The 19,332-nt window shown below is 33.9% G+C and carries 19 protein-coding genes; all 19 read right to left on the bottom strand.

Going from position 1 to position 19,332, the window contains the following annotated elements:
- Positions 1–6 precede the first annotated feature (6 nt).
- Positions 7–1,107 carry a ribosome biogenesis GTPase YqeH gene (gene yqeH, locus AST02_RS02605; protein WP_046465471.1) on the bottom strand — a complete coding sequence of 367 codons (1,101 nt, stop codon included), beginning with the start codon at positions 1,105–1,107 and terminating at the stop codon, positions 7–9.
- Complete coding sequence (locus AST02_RS02600) at positions 1,108–1,635, bottom strand: YqeG family HAD IIIA-type phosphatase (RefSeq protein ID WP_046465472.1); 528 nt, start codon at positions 1,633–1,635, stop codon at positions 1,108–1,110.
- A gap of 17 nt (positions 1,636–1,652) precedes the next feature.
- Complete coding sequence (mtnN, locus tag AST02_RS02595) at positions 1,653–2,339, bottom strand: 5'-methylthioadenosine/S-adenosylhomocysteine nucleosidase (protein ID WP_046465473.1); 687 nt, start codon at positions 2,337–2,339, stop codon at positions 1,653–1,655.
- 228 nt (positions 2,340–2,567) lie between these two features.
- Entirely contained in the window at positions 2,568–3,800 is a 1,233-nt protein-coding gene (locus AST02_RS02590; RefSeq protein WP_069815474.1) for an NRAMP family divalent metal transporter, read from the bottom strand.
- A gap of 3 nt (positions 3,801–3,803) precedes the next feature.
- The gene (gene pxpA, locus AST02_RS02585) at positions 3,804–4,562 is read right to left on the bottom strand and encodes a 5-oxoprolinase subunit PxpA (RefSeq protein WP_069815473.1); all 759 of its coding nucleotides are present in this window, start codon (positions 4,560–4,562) and stop codon (positions 3,804–3,806) included.
- The gene (locus tag AST02_RS02580; RefSeq protein ID WP_069815472.1) at positions 4,562–5,920 is read right to left on the bottom strand and encodes an acetyl-CoA carboxylase biotin carboxylase subunit; all 1,359 of its coding nucleotides are present in this window, start codon (positions 5,918–5,920) and stop codon (positions 4,562–4,564) included. The genes pxpA and AST02_RS02580 overlap by 1 nt, the downstream gene beginning before the upstream one ends.
- A 22-nt stretch (positions 5,921–5,942) precedes the next feature.
- Entirely contained in the window at positions 5,943–6,395 is a 453-nt protein-coding gene (locus AST02_RS02575) for an acetyl-CoA carboxylase biotin carboxyl carrier protein (RefSeq protein ID WP_046465477.1), read from the bottom strand.
- Positions 6,392–7,402 carry a biotin-dependent carboxyltransferase family protein gene (locus tag AST02_RS02570; RefSeq protein WP_046465478.1) on the bottom strand — a complete coding sequence of 337 codons (1,011 nt, stop codon included), beginning with the start codon at positions 7,400–7,402 and terminating at the stop codon, positions 6,392–6,394. Before AST02_RS02570 ends, AST02_RS02575 begins: the two co-directional genes overlap by 4 nt.
- Position 7,403: 1 nt before the next feature.
- Positions 7,404–8,126, bottom strand: coding sequence for a 5-oxoprolinase subunit PxpB (gene pxpB / locus AST02_RS02565; RefSeq protein WP_080947907.1), 723 nt, complete (start codon positions 8,124–8,126; stop codon positions 7,404–7,406).
- Between the two features lie 296 nt (positions 8,127–8,422).
- The gene (greA, locus tag AST02_RS02560; protein WP_046465479.1) at positions 8,423–8,899 is read right to left on the bottom strand and encodes a transcription elongation factor GreA; all 477 of its coding nucleotides are present in this window, start codon (positions 8,897–8,899) and stop codon (positions 8,423–8,425) included.
- Between the two features lie 27 nt (positions 8,900–8,926).
- Positions 8,927–9,550: a uridine kinase gene (gene udk, locus AST02_RS02555; RefSeq protein WP_057512344.1), complete on the bottom strand. Its 624-nt coding sequence runs from the start codon at positions 9,548–9,550 to the stop codon at positions 8,927–8,929.
- Positions 9,550–10,818, bottom strand: coding sequence for a peptidase U32 family protein (locus tag AST02_RS02550; RefSeq protein ID WP_046465481.1), 1,269 nt, complete (start codon positions 10,816–10,818; stop codon positions 9,550–9,552). The genes udk and AST02_RS02550 overlap by 1 nt, the downstream gene beginning before the upstream one ends.
- Positions 10,819–10,831: 13 nt before the next feature.
- Positions 10,832–11,755: a peptidase U32 family protein gene (locus AST02_RS02545; protein WP_046465482.1), complete on the bottom strand. Its 924-nt coding sequence runs from the start codon at positions 11,753–11,755 to the stop codon at positions 10,832–10,834.
- Complete coding sequence (locus AST02_RS02540; RefSeq protein WP_069815471.1) at positions 11,752–12,393, bottom strand: O-methyltransferase; 642 nt, start codon at positions 12,391–12,393, stop codon at positions 11,752–11,754. Before AST02_RS02540 ends, AST02_RS02545 begins: the two co-directional genes overlap by 4 nt.
- Before the next feature lie 447 nt (positions 12,394–12,840).
- Positions 12,841–13,173, bottom strand: coding sequence for a DUF1292 domain-containing protein (locus tag AST02_RS02535; RefSeq protein WP_069815469.1), 333 nt, complete (start codon positions 13,171–13,173; stop codon positions 12,841–12,843).
- A 16-nt stretch (positions 13,174–13,189) separates the two neighbouring features.
- Positions 13,190–13,618, bottom strand: a complete 429-nt coding sequence (gene ruvX / locus AST02_RS02530) for a Holliday junction resolvase RuvX (protein WP_002507439.1) — start codon at positions 13,616–13,618, stop codon at positions 13,190–13,192.
- 3 nt (positions 13,619–13,621) lie between these two features.
- Positions 13,622–13,882 (bottom strand): IreB family regulatory phosphoprotein, encoded by a 261-nt coding sequence (locus AST02_RS02525; protein WP_046465485.1) that lies wholly within the window; start codon positions 13,880–13,882, stop codon positions 13,622–13,624.
- A gap of 68 nt (positions 13,883–13,950) precedes the next feature.
- Positions 13,951–16,581: an alanine--tRNA ligase gene (alaS, locus tag AST02_RS02520; RefSeq protein WP_069815467.1), complete on the bottom strand. Its 2,631-nt coding sequence runs from the start codon at positions 16,579–16,581 to the stop codon at positions 13,951–13,953.
- 353 nt (positions 16,582–16,934) lie between these two features.
- Positions 16,935–19,331, bottom strand: a complete 2,397-nt coding sequence (gene recD2 / locus AST02_RS02515; RefSeq protein WP_069815465.1) for an SF1B family DNA helicase RecD2 — start codon at positions 19,329–19,331, stop codon at positions 16,935–16,937.
- Position 19,332: the final 1 nt, after the last annotated feature.

The raw sequence follows: 19,332 nt of genomic DNA, 5'->3' as shown, positions 1-19,332 counted from the left end.
CACACCTTACATTATTGAATTTCTTAATACAACATCTACATTTTTCGGTACTCGAACTATAACTTTGGCACCTTCATCAATCGTGATAAAACCTAATCCTGAAATCATCACATCTCGCTTCTCTTTACCTGTTTCTAATCGTACTGCTTTAACATTTTGTAAATCAAAATTATCAGGGTTATGAGGTGGTGACAATAGTGCACCTAACTGATTTTTCCACAATTCATTGGCATTTTCAGTTTTAGTTCTATGGATATTGAGTTCGTTTGAAAAATGACACACTAACGAACGTCTGCCACCACTAACATAGTCAATACGCGCTATTCCACCAAAGAATAAAGTTTGACCTTCATTCAATTGATATACGCGCTGTTTAACTTCTTTTTTAGGCATAATCGTTTTAAGCTCATCATCCGTTACCACATGTGTCATTTGATGTGCTTGAATCACGCCTGGAGTATCAAACATAAATGATGTATCATCTAACGGTATGTCAATCATGTCTAGCGTTGTGCCTGGGAATCTAGAAGTAGTAACGACATCTTTTTCACCAACACTGCGTTCGATCAATTTATTTATAAGCGTAGATTTACCAACATTTGTAGTTCCTACAATATAAACATTATCGTTATTACGTAATGTGTTAATAGATGCTAACAAATCATCTATACCTTCATTTTTTTCTGCAGATATCAATACAACATCTTCAGTTTCCAAACCATATTTTCTAGCTGTTTTCTTCAGCCATTCTTTAACACGTCGTTTATTAATCTGTTTAGGCAATAAATCTAACTTATTGGCTACTAAAATGATTTTTTTATTACCCACGATACGTTTGATTGCATTAATGAAAGACCCTTCAAAATCAAAGACATCTACAACATTTACTACAATCCCTTTTTCATCTGCTAAACCATTCAACAAATTTAAAAAGTCTTCACTATCTAAACCAACATCTTGAACTTCATTGTAATTTTTTAGTCTAAAGCATCTTTTACATATGACATCTTCACGATGTAAATTATGTTCTGGCACATAGCCTGCCGCATCTGGATCTTCAGATTGAAGTGGTGCGCCGCATCCGATACATTTTAAAATTTCAGTCAATCAATTTTCCTCCCATTTGATATAGCCTTTTTTTCTAAAGTGTTGTAGTAATCTTCGTTCTATCATTCGGTTGAATTTCGTAATAAACCCATCCGTTTGTTTCACGGGAACCACCATAATTGTGAAGAGTCCACGTCTATTACCTCCAAATACATCTGTAAGCATTTGGTCACCAATCACTACAATTTCAGCAGGTTTTAGGTTCATTAATTGTGCAGCTTGATTAAAAGCGCGACCTCTTGGTTTTTTGGCTTTGAAAATATAATCAACATTCAATGATTTTGAAAAACTACCAACACGTTTTTCATTATTATTAGAAACAATCGTAATTGTAATGCCTAATGCATTTGCTTTCTCAAACCATTGTTTCACTGCTGTAGTAGGGTCTGCTTCGTCCCATCCTACAAGTGTGTTATCTAAATCTGTAATAATTCCTTTCACGCCAGATGCTGCAAGTTTATCAATATCTATTTGAAAAACGGACTGCACATATTCGTTTGGCATAAAATAGTTTTTTATTATACCCATTATTTATTTTCACCTTTTTATATAGTTTTAATTAAACGCTCAACAATTTCACTAGAAGATATTGCTGCTTTTTCTAAAAATGCATCAAACGTAATACCAGCATCGCCGTCAGCTAAATCTGAAATTGCGCGCGTAATTATGAATGGTAAATTAAATTGATAGCAGGTTTGTGCAATTGCAGTAGCTTCCATTTCTGCAGCCATTGCTTGTGGAAAATTCGTTTTAATCGTTGTACGTTGCTCAGTTGTACCAATAAAGCTATCTCCACTCACAATTAAGCCAGTTTTAGCTACTAGTTGTTGTTCATTAATTGCATCTGTTGCCTTTTGAATTAAATGCTCATCAGCAACAAATTGTGCTGGCATTTGTGGTATTTGTCCTAATTGATAACCAAATGCTCTTGCATCTGCATCATGATAAGTAACCATATCACTGACTACAACATCACCAACATTTAATGATTTATCTAACGCTCCTGCAGAGCCCGTATTAATAATTACATCAGGTCTGAATTTTTCAATTAATAATGTTGTAGAGATTGCTACGTTCACTTTACCTATACCACTTTGTGACAGTACTACTTCTTTATCATGTAGACGACCTTTATAAAATATTACATGCGCAATTTTTATTTCTTCTAATGTTACAAGTTTATCTTTTAAGATTGCTACTTCTTCTTCCATAGCACCTATAATACCTATCATTATAATTCACCTCATATTAAAATCCTAGCCTTAGTTATTCTACCACATTTATGTTCATAGCTCGATCATTGTTCAACTTTTTATTATTAAATTCTCTATGCTATTTTCCCTATTTTTAAGTAATTAATAATATTTTTTATACATTTAAATTCCTGATTTTTTTCATATAAAAACTCTGAACAACACATGAGCAGTATGTATCATTCAGAGTATTAAAACATTTATATATTAACTACCAAATAAGCCTGATAAGCTTTGTAGAGAGAATAACGCTGCAACAATTGTAACTATTACTGCCAATATACCAAAGAGTAACATCCATGTTGGATGATGATAATCTCCGACAATCGATTTTCGTTTACTCGCTATTAAAATTGTACCTAAAGTGATTGGTAGAATAAATCCGTTAAGTGCTCCAGCAACGATTAATAAAGTAACTGGTTGACCTATGAATAAAAATACTAGCGTAGAAACTACAATAAAACTAATTACAATTATATTGGTTTTATTGTATATCGATTTATGTAGTGTTTTTAAAAATGTCGCACTCGTATAAGCAGAACCAATTACAGATGACATTGCAGCTGCGAATAATACGACACCAAAGATACTACGTCCAACTGGTCCAAGTACATGTTCAAAGACTGAAGCTGGTGGGTTTTCTGAACTTAAAGTAACACCTGTAACAACTACACCCAATACCGCTAAGAATAATAAAACTCTTAAAACGCCGGTAGTCAATATGCCTGAGATCGCGGCTTTGTTAATAAATGGTAAATATTCTTTGCCTTTAATTCCAGAATCTAAAATTCTATGTGCCCCTGCAAAAGTAATATAACCACCAACTGTACCACCTACCAAAGTAATAATCGGTAATACAAGCGCCAATGGTTGTTCTGGCATGACTAAATGCTTAGCCGCTTCTGCATATGGCGGGTTGGCCTTAAACATTACAAACGCTATGACTACGATCATAAGCATTCCTAAAAACATTGTAACAACGTCCATAATTTTTTGGCCACTTTTACTAATAAAGATACCGATAGCTAGAACTGCTGTAATTGCAGCGCCAATCTTCACATCTAAACCGAAAATGGCATTTAAACCAAGTCCAGCTCCTGCTATATTACCGATATTGAAAGCTAATCCTCCAATGGCTATCAGTATCGAAATAATTGTACCTAGCCCACTGAAAATCTCATTTGCTACTTCTTGACCACGTTTACCTGTAACTACTAATACTCTCCAAATATTTATTTGTGCACCAATATCTATAATAATAGATAATAGGATAGCAAATGCAAAACTTGCAGTAAATTGTGCAGTAAATACTGCGGTTTGAGTTAAAAATGCTGGTCCAATAGCAGATGTTGCCATTAAAAATACCGAACCTAATAGTAACCTTTTATGGTTTTTTGTGAACTCAAAATCTTTTTCTTCAGAACTTAATCTTTCTTTCATAGGTTAGCCCCCTAGACTTTTTATAGAAACGCCTTCTTTCGTTAATCTTTCTCTAATTTGTGTTACAAACTCGAGAGCATGTGCACCATCTCCATGCACACAAATTGTATCAGCCTCTATGCTGATGGTCTTTTGGCTTTTTGCGACAACGGTTTGTGATTTCACCATGTTAACTACTTGCTCAATTGCTTCATTTGTATCCGTAATTAATGCATCGTGTTCTTTTCTACTTACGAGTTGGCCATCATCTTCGTATCGTCTATCTGCAAAGACTTCTGAGGCTGTTGTTAAACCAACTGATTTAGCTTCAGAAATTAATGACGTGTTAGATAATCCCACATATATTAGGGTGTTGTCAATATCAAATACTGCTTGTGCAATTGCACGCGCTATATCTTTGTTTCTAGCTCCCATTTGATAAAGGGCGCCATGCGGTTTTACGTGATTAATCTTCACGTTATGAATTTTACAAAATCCACTTAACGCACCAATTTGATAAACAACAATATCATAAATTTCACTTGGTGATAAATCCATATTTCTACGTCCAAATCCTTGTAAGTCTGGTAATCCTGGATGAGCACCGATGCCTACATCATGTGCTTTGGCTAATTTTATCGTTTCATTCATTACATGTTGGTCCCCGGCATGGAAACCACAAGCAATATTTGCTGAAGTAATAAGTGGGATGATATGTTCATCCCCTCCAAATGAGTAATTACCGAATGCTTCACCGAGATCACAATTTAAGTCTACTTGCATTAAGATACCCCCTTGATAATTTGGTGCCTATCTAAAAATTTTATATCTACTTCTTTTGCATCTCCATCTGCATACAATGGATAAGATAATACTGCGTATAAAAAGTCAGCAGTTGTTGTAAAACCGTCTATCACCATTTCATCTAAAGTGACTTTTAATTTTTTAATTGCACGTTGTCTGTCGGGTGCTTTGACAATCACTTTTGCTACTAAAGAATCATAGTAAGGAGAGACAGTATAACCTTGATAAAGTAAGCTATCTACACGTACGTTAAATCCTTGTGGTAAGTGTAATGCTTCTACTTTGCCTGGTGAAGGCTGGAATTGTCGTTCTGGGTTCTCTGCATTAATTCGTGCTTCGATTACATGTCCATCAAAAACTATATCTTCCTGTGTGAAAGGCAATTTGCCATTTATCATCAAGTATAGTTGAGCTTGTAGTAAATCCCTATTCGCTCTCATTTCAGTCACAGTATGTTCTACTTGAATACGCGCATTCATTTCAATGAAATAATATGCTTCGTCTGTTACTAAAAATTCGATTGTACCTGCACTTCTATAATTTGAAGCCTTTGCTACTTTGACAGCATCAGTACACATTGCATTTCTAGTTTCTTCTGATATTGCTGCACATGGTGATTCTTCAATTAATTTTTGGTTTTTTCTTTGTACAGAACAATCTCTTTCTCCTAAATGTATGTAATTATTCTTACCATCACCAATGACTTGAACTTCTACATGCTTCGCTACAGGAATGAACGATTCAACATAAATACGATCATCACCAAAATACTTCTCGCCTTCACTCTTGGCCTCTTTAAAAGCTTTAGGCAATTCTTCAACTGTTTTAACAATTCTAATGCCTTTACCACCGCCACCGCTAGCTGCTTTTAAAACTAGGGGGAAGCCAACATCTTTTGATATTTGTTTCACTTCTTCAATTGACTCCACAGCATTCGTAGAACCTGGAATAATTGGCACACCCGCATCATCAACCGTTTGACGTGCAGTGATTTTATCACCCATCATTTCCATCGTCAATTGTGTTGGACCAATGAAATCAATATTATTTTCTTCTACTTTTTGTGCAAAAGAAGTACTCTCTGATAAAAAGCCATAGCCTGGATGTATTGCAGTAGCACCACTGATTTTGGCGGCGCTAATAATTCTGTCTTGATTCAAATAACTCTCTAGTGGATTTGCGTCACCTATACAAATAGCTTGATCTGCTAAACTCACATGTAAACTCGTTTCATCCCCTAATGCATATATAGCTACTGTTTCAATATCCATCTCTCTACATGCTCGGATAATTCTAACAGCTATCTCTCCTCTGTTTGCTATTAAACAACGATACACAGCAAACGCCCCTTTCTTTCACTTATTTTATTTTAATAATCGTCTGATTATATTCGACATTCGCACCATGTTCTACTACGATTTCCTTCACTACACCATCTACGTCACTTTTCACTTCATTCATTACTTTCATCGCTTCAATAAAACCAATCGTATCACCTTTATTTATTTCATCACCAACATGAATGATTGGCTCAGTAAGCTCTTTTTCATCTTGTTGGAAGAACGTACCTACCATTGGTGATTTAACTTCCTTAAAGTTGTCATGGTCCTCTGCTTGACCGTCTGCTACACTTTGATTTTGATTGAACGCTTGGTTTGCTACAGTTTGTGAACTATTATCGGAAGAAAATGAATGCACTTTATTATCATTAAAATCTATCGCTATTTCACTTTTACTATCTTTGTATTCAAATTTCTTAACTTCATTTTCTTTTACTAATTTTATTAATTGCTCGATTTTTTCAAGATTCATTTTAATTCCCCTTTTAGTAATTTTTTGATACGTGAAGCCGTTGGTCTGAATTGAGCCGTATTATAAATAGGTGTATCGATTGTATTTTCTAATACTTTCTTGAAATCTAATTCTTGTTGTTTTAATTTTTTTGTTGCTGCTTCAATCGTTGTCCATTCAAAATGTAGCACGTCCCCTGGTTGTTTTTGTGCTAAAATATGTAAATCTGAAGCACATACAGTAGCAATTTTTGTATAACCACCAACTGTTTGTTTATCATTCAATAAAATAATTGGATTGCCATCGTTTGGAACTTGAATGCTACCTAAAGCTACTGGTTCAGAAATGATATCCGCTGAATCTGTTGGTGAAATTATCTCACCTTGTAAGCGATATCCCATGCGGTCTGATTTTTCAGAAATTTTAAAATCAACTGTTGTTAATTTATCTTGCGCATCTTGAGTGAAACGATTTATTTGTGGTCCTTCGATAATTTGAATTGTATCTTTATTAAATGGTTCAGTATTTAATTCTAAACTGTAGCCTACTTTAGAATGGTATGTATCATCTTGTTTACACAAAATTACATCGTCTCGTTTTAAGGCGCGTCCTTTATATCCTCCGATATGACTACGTGTATGAGTAGCATAACTACCAGCTACAATTGGAACCTCCAGGGGTTTACCTAACAAAATATAACCTCTCGCACCATTAACTACGGCACCTAGTTCCAATATATCGCCTTTTTTTACTGAAGTTACTGTTTGAACATCAATCACTTTATCATTTATCTTGGCATTAAATTGTGCACCAGTGATAATAAAAGAATTATCTTCTAAAAATTGAAGTGTTGGCCCAATGATTGTGCATTCAATTGCAGGCCCCTCATTTCCAATAAGTGTTTGACCTAATCTATATGCATATTGATCTAACACGCCTGCATTTGAAAATCCTTGGTTTTGATAACCAATTCTACCTTGATCTTGTATTGTGCTAAATAGTCCAGGATTCAAAATTTTTATAGACATATTAAATTTTCACCCACTTTTCTATATCAAAATCGTCATGTTGTTGTTCATCTAATATACGATGGTATGTTTCTTCTTCAATAGCATAAAATTTTATATAGTCTCCTGCGCCATATAAACACATAGGTTCTCTATGAATATCAAACACTTTAATTGGCGTGCGTCCTATAATTTGCCAACCACCAGGCGATTGTTTTGGATATAGTCCTGTTTGATTATTAGCAATACCTACAGAGCCTGCATGAATGCTTGTCCTTGGTTCTTGTCGTCTTGGCGTATGTAATTGTGTATCTAATCCTCCTAAAAAAGGAAAACCAGGCATAAAACCTAGCATATAAATTAAATAAGCATTTTCAGTATGTATTCGTATAACCTCTTTAGTAGTTAAATTGTTATGTGATGCTACCTCTTGAATATCTTGTCCATAACTTCCACCATATAACACTGGTATATTAATCGTTTGTGTTGGTGTAGCTGTATCATTAAATTTTGTTATCTCCATTTGATTTAAATTAAGCGCTTTAATTATATGGGTTAAATCACTTTTACTGATATCAATAGTTAACATAATTGCACGATACGAAGCAACTACTTCAATAATAGCTGGATTGTTTTGTGCTTTAATATATTGTTCAACGCGTTGTACCTTTTGAAACGTATCAGGATCAATACGTTCTTCAAAATAAATCATAATCGTTTGTTCATTAATTAATTTATAATTCAAAGATTATGCCCCCTTTATTACATTTACAATATAGTTTATCTTCAGATAAACTATATTGTGCACATGCTATTGATAGTATATCATTTATTTTAAAATTGTGTTTAATAGAAAAAGTTATTACTAATAATAACTAAACGTTTATTAAACAAAGTATATTAGTAAATAAAATAGCAATATTATTCTAAAATTTTATTCTTATCATTAAGTTAACAAAATGTTACCATCAAGTACATAAATAATTTTGCATAGTGTAAAATCCCCCTAAACATCCTTGAAGATATTTAGGGGGATTCATTTTATTTAATATTTTTAATAATAACGTTTATTTCGCCACCGTTAGGTAACGGTACACGTACTTCATCTTCTAATTTCTTACCAATTAAACTTTTAGCCATTGGCGATTCATTAGAAATCTTACCATTGAATGCATCAGATTCAGCCGAACCAACAATTTGGTATTCTTCTTCTTCTTCGCCTGGTAATTCTACAATTGTTACTGTTTTACCAATTTTAACTTCATTGTTATCACCAGTATCTTCGATAATCTGTGCATTACGTAACATATGTTCTACACGTTGAATATCTTGTTCGATAAATCCTTGTTCGTCTTTTGCAGCATCGTACTCTGAGTTCTCAGATAAGTCACCAAAAGAACGTGCTACCTTAATTTTTTCAACGACTTCTGGTCGTTTAACTGTTTTTAATTCTTCTAACTCATGTTCTAGTTTCTCAAAACCCTCTTGAGTCATTGGATATTGTTTTTGATTTTCCATTATGTCATCTTCCTTTACATATACATACTATTGTTTACTTACTAAAGTTTGAATCTTTGTCGTCATTATATCGATTGCTACTTTATTACTGCCACCTTCTGGAATAATAATATCTGCATATCTTTTAGTAGGTTCTATAAATTGATTATGCATTGGTCGCACCACATTTAAATACTGATTTATAACAGAATCCATAGTACGGCCTCTTTCTTCAGTATCTCGAAGTAACCGTCTTAAGATACGCAAATCAGCATCAGTATCAACATAAATTTTGACATCCATTAAATCTCTTAATGTTTTGTTTTCAAGCGCAAATATACCTTCCACGATAATAACATCTTTTGGCTCAAATGCAATCGTTTTATCACTTCTCGTATGATTTGAATAATCATACGTTGGAACTTCAATTTGTTTCCCATTTCTCAAATCATTTAAATTCTCGATTAACAAATCATTATCAAATGCAAATGGATGGTCATAATTGGTTTCCAAGCGTTCATCAAAAGTTAAATGCGATTGGTCTTTATAATAATAGTCTTGAGCCAATAGTGCAACACTATGACCTTCTAAATTCTTCATAATTTCATTTGTTACTGATGTTTTCCCTGATCCAGAACCGCCTGCAATTCCTATAATTGTCGTACTATTCATTATCCAATTTCCTTTCTCATCATGTTGTTGGCATAAATTGGATGATCGACTTTGATTTGCACGATTTGCAATGGGTGGCGTGCAGCATCAAGTTCATTACCTTCTTCATCATAAATTGTATCCACAACTTGTCTAAATGTTTCAATTTCAGGGCCAAAAAATTCGATTTCTTGTCCAGGTTCAAATTTATTACGTTGTTGCACTGTAGCTATATGGGTAGAACTATCATAATCTAATACTAAACCACAGAAGTCAAATGAAGCATTCTTTTTATTTTGTTGCCCAAACATTTGTTCTTCATAACCTGGCGTACCTTCAATAAACGCTGAAGCCGTATCTCTATTGGCACATTTATCTAATTCGATTAACCATTCTGGCTTGATTTTAAAATGTTCTGGATCCTCCGCATAAGCATCGATGACTTTGCGATACACAGAAACAACTGTTGCAATATAGTGAATAGATTTCATACGTCCTTCAATTTTTAAAGAATCAACACCAATATCCATCATTTTTGGTATAGCTTCGATTAGTTTTAAATCTTTAGGACTCATTGCAAATGGCGCAACTTCATCATCGCCATAGAATAAATCTAAATCGCCGTCTTGATCTATATGTAACAAGTCATAATCCCAACGACAACTTTGACAACAGCCACCTCTATTGGAATCGCGCGCTGTCATATGATTGCTTAAAGTACATCTTCCTGAATAAGCAATACACATCGCACCATGTATAAAAGACTCAATTTCAATATCTACTTTTTCTTTCATCTCTTTCATTTCCATTGCTCCAGTTTCACGAGCTAATACCACTCGATCTAAGCCTTCTTCTTTCCAAAATTCAACGGCTTTATAATTTGAAAGAGATTGCTGTGTAGATAAATGTATCTCTAATTTAGGAGCCACTCGTTTACATGTTTCAATAATCAGAGGGTCAGCAACGATAATGCCTCTTGCACCAGTTAAGGCCAAATCACGCAAATAATCATCTAATCCATCTATATTTTCGTCATGCGCAATGATATTTGTAGTGACATAAATTTTAGCACCATAGCGTTGAGCAAATTCAACGCCTTCTTTAATTTCATCCATTGTAAAATTATCTGCATTTGATCTTAAACCGTATTCTTGTCCACCGAGGAACACAGCATCTGCCCCATAGTGTACTGCAATTTTTAATTTTTCTAAATTACCAGCGGGTGCCAGAAGTTCAGGTTTATTCATTTTAGGTTTATTATGTAATTTAACTTCTTCTAAAACTTTCACTGTTAAACCTCCATCAATATACTGTTTGTTTAAATAAAAAGCCTTCGTCAAACGGACGATGTTCTGGTTGTATAGCTTCAATTGGATCGACAAGCATAAATTTTTCATCTTCATAAACTTCAGGATCTTCATTATATAAATCAATGGCTTCTCTATATTGTTCTGTACATACGTTAATATACGTTTCTGACTGTAATACACCATCTATTTTCAATGCATCTATACCTGCTGCTAAAAGTGGTTCTAGCTCTTCAATTAGACATATATCATTAGGTGACATGATATGTGTGCCATTATAATCCTCATACACGGGATATTTATTATCACGTTCTTCATCGTATAATAATAATTCATTTGCTTCTTTATTTCTTTCAATTTTCATTTGTCGTTCTTGAAATGTATAATAATTACCTAATAGCATTCGTTTAGATTGGAACATGCAAGTCATACCATGCACTTGAACTTCAATCTCAACATCAGCGTTTTCTTTAATGTTAATAATCTCTTCTAAACTAAGTTCTCTAGCTAATTGAGCACGTTGTGCACCTTTTTTACCCCAATAATTACATTGAAAGTAATTGGTAACTAGTGCTTCAGCATCCCAATTTAATGGAATTGGATGGGCTTGTTGTTTTACAAACATAACCACTGCTGGGTCACCAAATATAATACGGTCTACTTTAATTTCATGCAAAAAATTAATATAAGACGCCAATGCGTTCAGATGATAATTATGAAAAATGCCATTAACTGCAGCATAAGCTTTTTTACCTTGACTGTGTATTAAATCCACAGCTTTTATCATGTCATCTTTATTAAATTCACCTGCGAGCCTTAAGCCGAATTTTTGTTCGCCAATTACAAAAGCATCAGCACCTTTTTCAATTAATATTTCAATATGTTCAACAGACTTTGGTGTTACTAATAATTCTGTCATTTTGATTCCCCTTTAATTGAAATTGCCAAACCATCATCCATGTTTAAAAAATTAGTAGTATAATCTGTGTGATTCATTAGCCATTCATTGTAATCTTGTACTTTCTTTACCATTTGTCGGACATTTCTATTACGAACGACAGAGATATCAGATACAAAGCCGTGATAAAGTACATTGTCAGTAACAACGACGCCCCCTACTTTTAATAAAGGCGTATAAAGTTCAAAAAACTTTTTAGATTGTGCCTTCGCTGCATCAATAAATATCATATCATAGCTGCGATCACTCACATTTTCAACTTGCTCTAATGCATCGCCTTCAATTAATCTGATTTGGTTATAATATTGAAATAACTCAATATTTTCTTTCGCTTTATCTTGCATTTCTACATTACGTTCAATTGTAGTCACATTAATTTTTTCAGAAATAGAAGCAAATTGCATTGCGCTATAACCAATTGCAGTTCCAATTTCTAAAATATTAATAGGTTTATGTAATCTAATAATTTGTTTTATCATTTCTAAAGTGAGCTTATCAACGATGGGCACTTGATATTCCTCTGCATAGGTTCTTAATGATTCAATATTTTTATCAGTTTGCTTATGCAAATTTAACAAATATAACTGATTATTATCCATTTTCATAACTTCCTTTGTTGTAAAATGATACTTTTTGTTTAAATAATAAAATAAATCAGTCAGAATAAATTGACTGATTGTCTGTAATAAAAGTAATTGGTAACTCGCTTTTTATAAGGGTACGCGTTCAATTATTGATATTTAAATATATCATCAATATACATAACGTACGATTGAAATTAACTTTATATATTTTACCATAAACTAGCACAAAATATAAGTGTAAATTGTGTTTCAAAGCTGTGCTGAGCTTTATATAGTTGTTTTCCAAAACGGAAACCTCTGTTTAGAATATGAGCTGAACAGGGACTTATGCCAACAATATAAAAAACTGTCAACAAAACCTCACACGTTTGTTGACAGCAAGAAAGGATGATTTCTAGTGAAATCATCCTTTAGTTATTTATTCGTCGCTATACGAGGCTATATGTGGCCTCTACAGTGATTTTATTCGTGGTCGTGATCGTGGCCATGATCATCCATTTCAGTATTAACTACTTCTTCAATCATGTCCCATTCTTCATCTGTTTCAACTGGTAAGAATTTACCACCTTCACCATTTTCGTCTGGTTCATTGATCATTGGTACTAATTCAACTAAATCTTCATCATCAGATTCAGCGCCTTCTTCAGCAAGAATAACATATTCTTTCTTGAATTCTGGGTGGAAAAATTCTAAAACTTTACGGTATAAAACTTCATTACCTTCTTCATCATATAGTGTTAATAATTCCTCTTCGTTGTTAATTTCTAATTCTGCATCTTTATTTTGTTCTGTCATTATTAAACGCTCCTTTTTATTGAATAGAGTCTAAATAGCCTTGCAGTATAAAAACTGCTGCCATTTTGTCTATTACTTTTTTTCGTTTCTGTCTAGAAACATCTGCTTCCAGTAAAGAACGTTCTGCAGCCATGGTACTTAATCGTTCATCCCACATAATTATCTCTACAGATGGCAGTGCTTCTTGAAGTTGCTCCTTGTATTGTAACGAAGCCTCGCCTCGAAATCCAATAGAATTGTTCATGTTTTTAGGTAAACCTATAACAACAGAGCCAACATTCTCTTTTTTTATAATTTTTACTAATTGTTCAATACCTAGTTCATTGTTTTCTTCGTCTATACGGAGTGTGTCTAATCCTTGGGCTGTCCAACCCATTAAATCACTTACTGCAATGCCAACAGTCTTACTTCCAACGTCTAAACCTAATATTTTATGCTTTAACATATATTATTTTGAATTCTCTTGTAAATAATTCGAAACAAGTTCTTCCATAATATCGTCACGATCTATGCGGCGTATTTGGTTTCTGGCCTCGTTATTACGAGGTATATAAGCTGGATCACCTGATAGTAAATAACCTACGATTTGATTTACAGGATTGTATCCTCTTTCTTCCAACGTATTATAGACATTTTGCAATACTGTTTTGACATCTTCTTTTGGAATTTCATCGTAATTAAACTTCATTGTTTTATCAAAATTTTCCATTCTTTTAGCACTCCTTCGTATCAAGTAAAAAAGTTCTTATTTACATTCTACATTACTATGCACTGAAGTTATAGAGATTTAATGTAATCTTTAATGAAACGTAATGATTCTGTGATGTTTTCAGGTTGAGTACCTCCACCCTGAGCCATGTCAGGACGGCCTCCGCCTTTTCCTCCTACAATAGGTGCCATGTTTTTAATAATATCTCCTGCTTTCACTTTAGCAGTTAATTCTTTTGGTACAGTGGCAACTAATGATACTTTTCCATCCACGTTACTTACTAATACGATTACTGTATCTTGTAATTTCGATTTAAAGTCATCCATCGTTTCACGAATTGCTTTGGCATTTGCAACTTCAACTTCTGTTGCTAAAACTTTCAAGCCATTTATATCTTCAACTTGGTTAGTGATATCACCCATTTTCAAGGCTGTAACTTCTTTGTTTTTTTGCTCTAATTGTTTTGTAAGTTCTTTTTCATCAGATTGCATTTGCACTATTTTTTCTAACACTTGCTCATCTGTTTTAACTTTAACTTGAGTCTTAACAGCATTAAATTTCTCTTGTACAGATTCTAAATATAGAAATGCTGATTTACTTGTAAATGCTTCGATACGACGCACGCCTGCACCTGTACCTGATTCACTAACAATTTTAAACAATCCAATTTCAGAAGTATTATTCACATGGATACCACCACATAATTCAATAGAGTATGGTGCCATGTTTACAACTCTTACTACATCACCATATTTTTCACCAAATAGTGCCATAGCACCTATTTGCTTAGCCTCATCAATTGGCATTTCTTGGATATTAACATCGATGCTATTCCAAATTTCTTCGTTAACACGTTGTTCAACACGATCAATTTCTGCTTGACTCATAGGACCGAAATGTGAGAAATCAAATCTTAAACGGTCTGCTTCAACCAATGAACCAGCTTGATTAACATGATCGCCTAAAACTTCTTTTAAAGCAGCATGTAATAAGTGCGTGGCACTGTGGTTTTTCTTGATTGCACGGCGGTCTTCGTGATTCACGCTTGCAGAAACTTCAGCATCTTTTCTAACTGTTCCAAACTGAACTTCACCTGTATGTAAGTTCTGCCCGTTTGGTGCTTTCGTTACTTCAGTCACGGCAATTTCAAATTGTTCGTTACTGATTATACCTTGGTCTGCAACTTGTCCACCACTTACAGCGTAGAAAGGTGTTTCACTTAATACAAAATGAATTGTTTCTCCAGCTTCAACTGTATCTACTAATTCTCCGTTATAGATAATATCAGTAATCGTTGTTGCTTTATCCATGATGTCGTAACCTACAAACTGACTTTCAGTAGTTATTTTTTTCAATACTTCACTTTGAACCTGCATAGATTGAGAACTTTGACGTGCTTGTCTTGCTCTATTTCTTTGTTGTTCCATTTCAATTTCAAAAGTCTGCATATCAACAGAAAGGTTTTCTTGTGTTGCGATCTCTTCAGTTAATTCAACAGGGAAGCCATAAGTATCATATAATTTAAACGCATCTTTACCATTGATTTCCTGAGTTGAATCTTTAGCTTTTGCAACTAAATTATTTAATATCGCAAGTCCTTCTTCTAAAGTTTCGTGGAAACGTTCTTCCTCAGATTTAATAACACGTTTAATAAAATCTGATTTTTCTTTTACGTTTGGATAATAAGGTTCCATAATATCCGCAACAATATCAACCAACTGGTACATAAATGGTTCATTAATTTCTAGAGATTGGCTAAATCTTACAGCACGGCGTAACAATCTACGCAATACATAACCTCTGCCTTCATTAGCAGGTAATGCGCCGTCAGCAATTGCGAATGCAATTGTACGTATATGATCAGAAATCACTTTAAAGGCAACATCATAAACGTCTTTTTCTAAGTATTTTTTGCCAGAAACTGCTTCAACTTCATGAATAATAGGCATAAATAAATCAGTTTCATAATTTGTACGTACATTTTGGGCGATAGAAGCCATTCTTTCTAGACCCATGCCAGTATCAATGTTTTGATTTGGTAATGGTGTATAAGTGTGATCTTTATTATGATTAAACTCGCTAAACACTAGATTCCACACTTCTAAAAAGCGTTCATTTTCTCCACCAGGATACATTTCTTCTTCAGGATCATCGTGACCAAATTGATCGCCACGATCATAGAATATTTCAGTGTTGGGACCAGATGGACCTTCACCTATATCCCAGAAATTACCTTCAATACGGATGATTCTACTTTCTTCTAATCCCATTTCTTCATTCCAGATTCTATATGCTTCCACATCTTCAGGATGAACTGTGACATAAAGTAATTTCGGATCCATTGCCATCCATTTCTCACTTGTTAAAAATTCCCACGCAAATTGGATTGCTTCTTTTTTAAAATAATCACCAATTGAGAAGTTTCCTAACATTTCAAAGAACGTATGGTGTCGTGCAGTAAAGCCTACGTTTTCAATGTCATTAGTACGAATCGCTTTTTGTGAATTCACTATACGTGGTTTTCTCGGTGTTTCTCTACCATCAAAATATTTTTTCAATGTAGCAACACCAGAGTTAATCCATAGTAAAGAATCATCATCAATAGGCACTAACGGCGCTGAAGGTTCAACCATGTGTCCCTGTTCAACGAAATAATCAATAAAACTTTGTCTAATTTCACTAGCTTTTAAGTTTTTCATCCTTAAAATTCCTCCATCTCAAATCAAGTTATAACAGTTATAAGAAAAAATTGAAAATAAAAAACGCCCATCCTCATAAAAGGGACGAACGTTTCGCGGTACCACCCTGGTTATAAGCATTAGTAAATCTATTTCTATCTAAACTTTAAAGATTTACATATCAGACGATAGTTATTCTTAAAATTTACTAACTCACACTTATCACTTAATTAGTTAATATTTATACTGACATAAAGCAGCGTTCAACTGTATTATCTGTACTTTCCACCAACCAGTACATCTCTTGTTGTCTAACACAGTCTACTCACCTTTATGCTAAGTTAATTATATTGTATTTACTTTCGTTACTAATGTCAATCTTCTACAAAGTCGTATGGTGAAATGTCTCCCATGTTGATCATAGGGTTAATTTTAAAGATATTATCTTCAGTCAAAATGATGTCTGCATCAATTGTTTTACTGATTGCAATACTATCTTCAGTATCTTCAGTTACTTCGTTGTTGAAATAAGTTTTCAGAAATGTGCATAATTGTGTCATTCTCACTTGACCGTGTGTTTTCAATCCAATATCAAATGCTTGTGGGTCACCTAAAAATATAAGCGACTGCTTAGCTCGGGTAAGCCCTGTGTATAAAATAGGTTTTTGTAACATTCTAAAATATTGTTTGACCATTGGCATAATGACTATAGGAAATTCAGAACCCTGAGACTTATGAATAGATGTGCAATATGCGTGTGTTAATTCTAATAAATCTTTTCGAACAAACGTTATTTCATTGCCATCAAAATCAACGACAAGTATGTCTTTATTTAATGCATTTTCTTTCGCCCAAAATATACCTACGATTACACCGATATCACCATTGAAAATATTATCACTTGGTCGGTTCACAAGTTGTAAAACCTTATCACCTTTTCTAAAAACAACATCACCAAACTCAATTTCTCGAGTATCTTTGTCTTTAGGGTTCAATATATCTTGCAAGACTGTATTAAGTTTTTTAATACCTGCGGAACCTTTATACATAGGTGCTAACACCTGAATATCACTCATGTCATATCCTTTATTTACTGCACTTGTCACTACTTTTTCAACTACTATGGGTATTTGTTCAGTCGTACATTTGATAAAGTTACGATCATGGAAACGCTGTGTGATATCAATTGCTTCGCCCAATTTCATTCTATGTGCCAACTCAATAATGCTAGAACCGTCTTGTTGTCGGTATACTTCAGTTAAATTAACACGAGGAATGACTTTTGAATCGATTAAATCTTTAAACACTTGTCCAGGACCAACAGATGGTAATTGATCTTCATCACCTACTAATATAACTTGTGCGTCTATAGGTACTGCACTCAAAAATTGATGGAATAGCCATGTATCAACCATCGACATCTCATCAATAATAATAAGTTTTGCAGATATTTCATTTTCTAATATGTCTTCAGGTTGTGTATCTTGATTCCAACCAATTAGGCGATGTATCGTCATTGCTTCTAAGCCTGTAGATTCTGCAAGCCGCTTCGATGCCCTGCCGGTAGGTGCGGCAAGCACAACTGGGTAATCGTCATTCTGGTAATCATCATAGTCTAACGATAATCCATGGATTTCTGCATATAACTCTACGATACCTTTGATTACTGTCGTTTTACCAGTACCTGGGCCCCCAGTGAGTAGCATGATTTTAGTATTGATTGCAGTTTGCAGCGCGTCTCTTTGTGAGTCGGCATATGTTACTTCATTACGGTTCTCTATTTCACCAATCTCAAGTAATAATTCTGATTGCTCAATTTCTTTTAATTTATTTGTATGCGTAAAATTGCGATATAAGTTTTGAACGCTTTTCAACTCTGAATAATACAAACTTGGTATAGCAACTTCATTTTCTTGTTGGATTAATTTCGTATCATTTACTAAATCTTGCAATACATTGATAAGTTGTTGTGCATCAATCATTTCTGCTGGTGGTTGAGACAACATATCTTGTGTCATTTCCAGAACATTATTTGTAGGTAAATATGTATGACCTTGTTTAATACATTCTTCTTCTAAAACATATAACAAACCCGCTTTTAAACGTTCATCATCATTAAATTGAATACCCACGTTGCGCGCTAAAGTATCAGCTTTATTAAAACCGATTCCTTTTACATCATAAACCAATTGGTAAGGTGTATTTTCAACAACTTTAAGTGTCTCACCTAAATAGGCTTGGTATATTGCCATAGCGAGCTTCGGACCAAAACCTAAATCGTGAAGGCGTATAATGATTTGTTCTGTTTCTTGATTACTGGCGATTTGTTCTGCAATTTGCTTTTGTTTCTTTTTCGGTAGACTCGGTACTTTTTCTAAAACGGCAGGGTCATTGAGTATATCGCTTATGGCATTCTCGCCTAACTTATTTACAATGCTTTGCGCCGTTTTCTTACCAATACCTTTAAAAAGGTCACTGGATAAATAACTAATGATTGCTTCTTTTGTTTGTGGTAATTCTTTTTCAAACGTTTCAGCTTTGAGTTGCTTACCATATTTAGAATGTGTTACAACTTGACCTTTAAACGTATAGACATCACCTTCAGCAATTTCCGGAAAAAACCCTACAATTGTAGGCATTGAATCGAAATCTTCATTTGTTTCAATTGTATCTACCTTTAAAACCGTATAAAAGTTTTCTTTATTTTGAAATAAAATGGCATCTACGGTTCCTTTAATCATTGAATTATTAAATAATGTAGGGTCTTCCATT

This window comes from Staphylococcus equorum, assembly GCF_001747895.1.
Taxonomy (GTDB): Bacteria; Bacillota; Bacilli; order Staphylococcales; family Staphylococcaceae; genus Staphylococcus; species Staphylococcus equorum_A.
The sequence above is the reverse complement of the archived record's forward strand: the minus strand, read 5'-3'. Positions and strand labels throughout refer to the sequence as shown.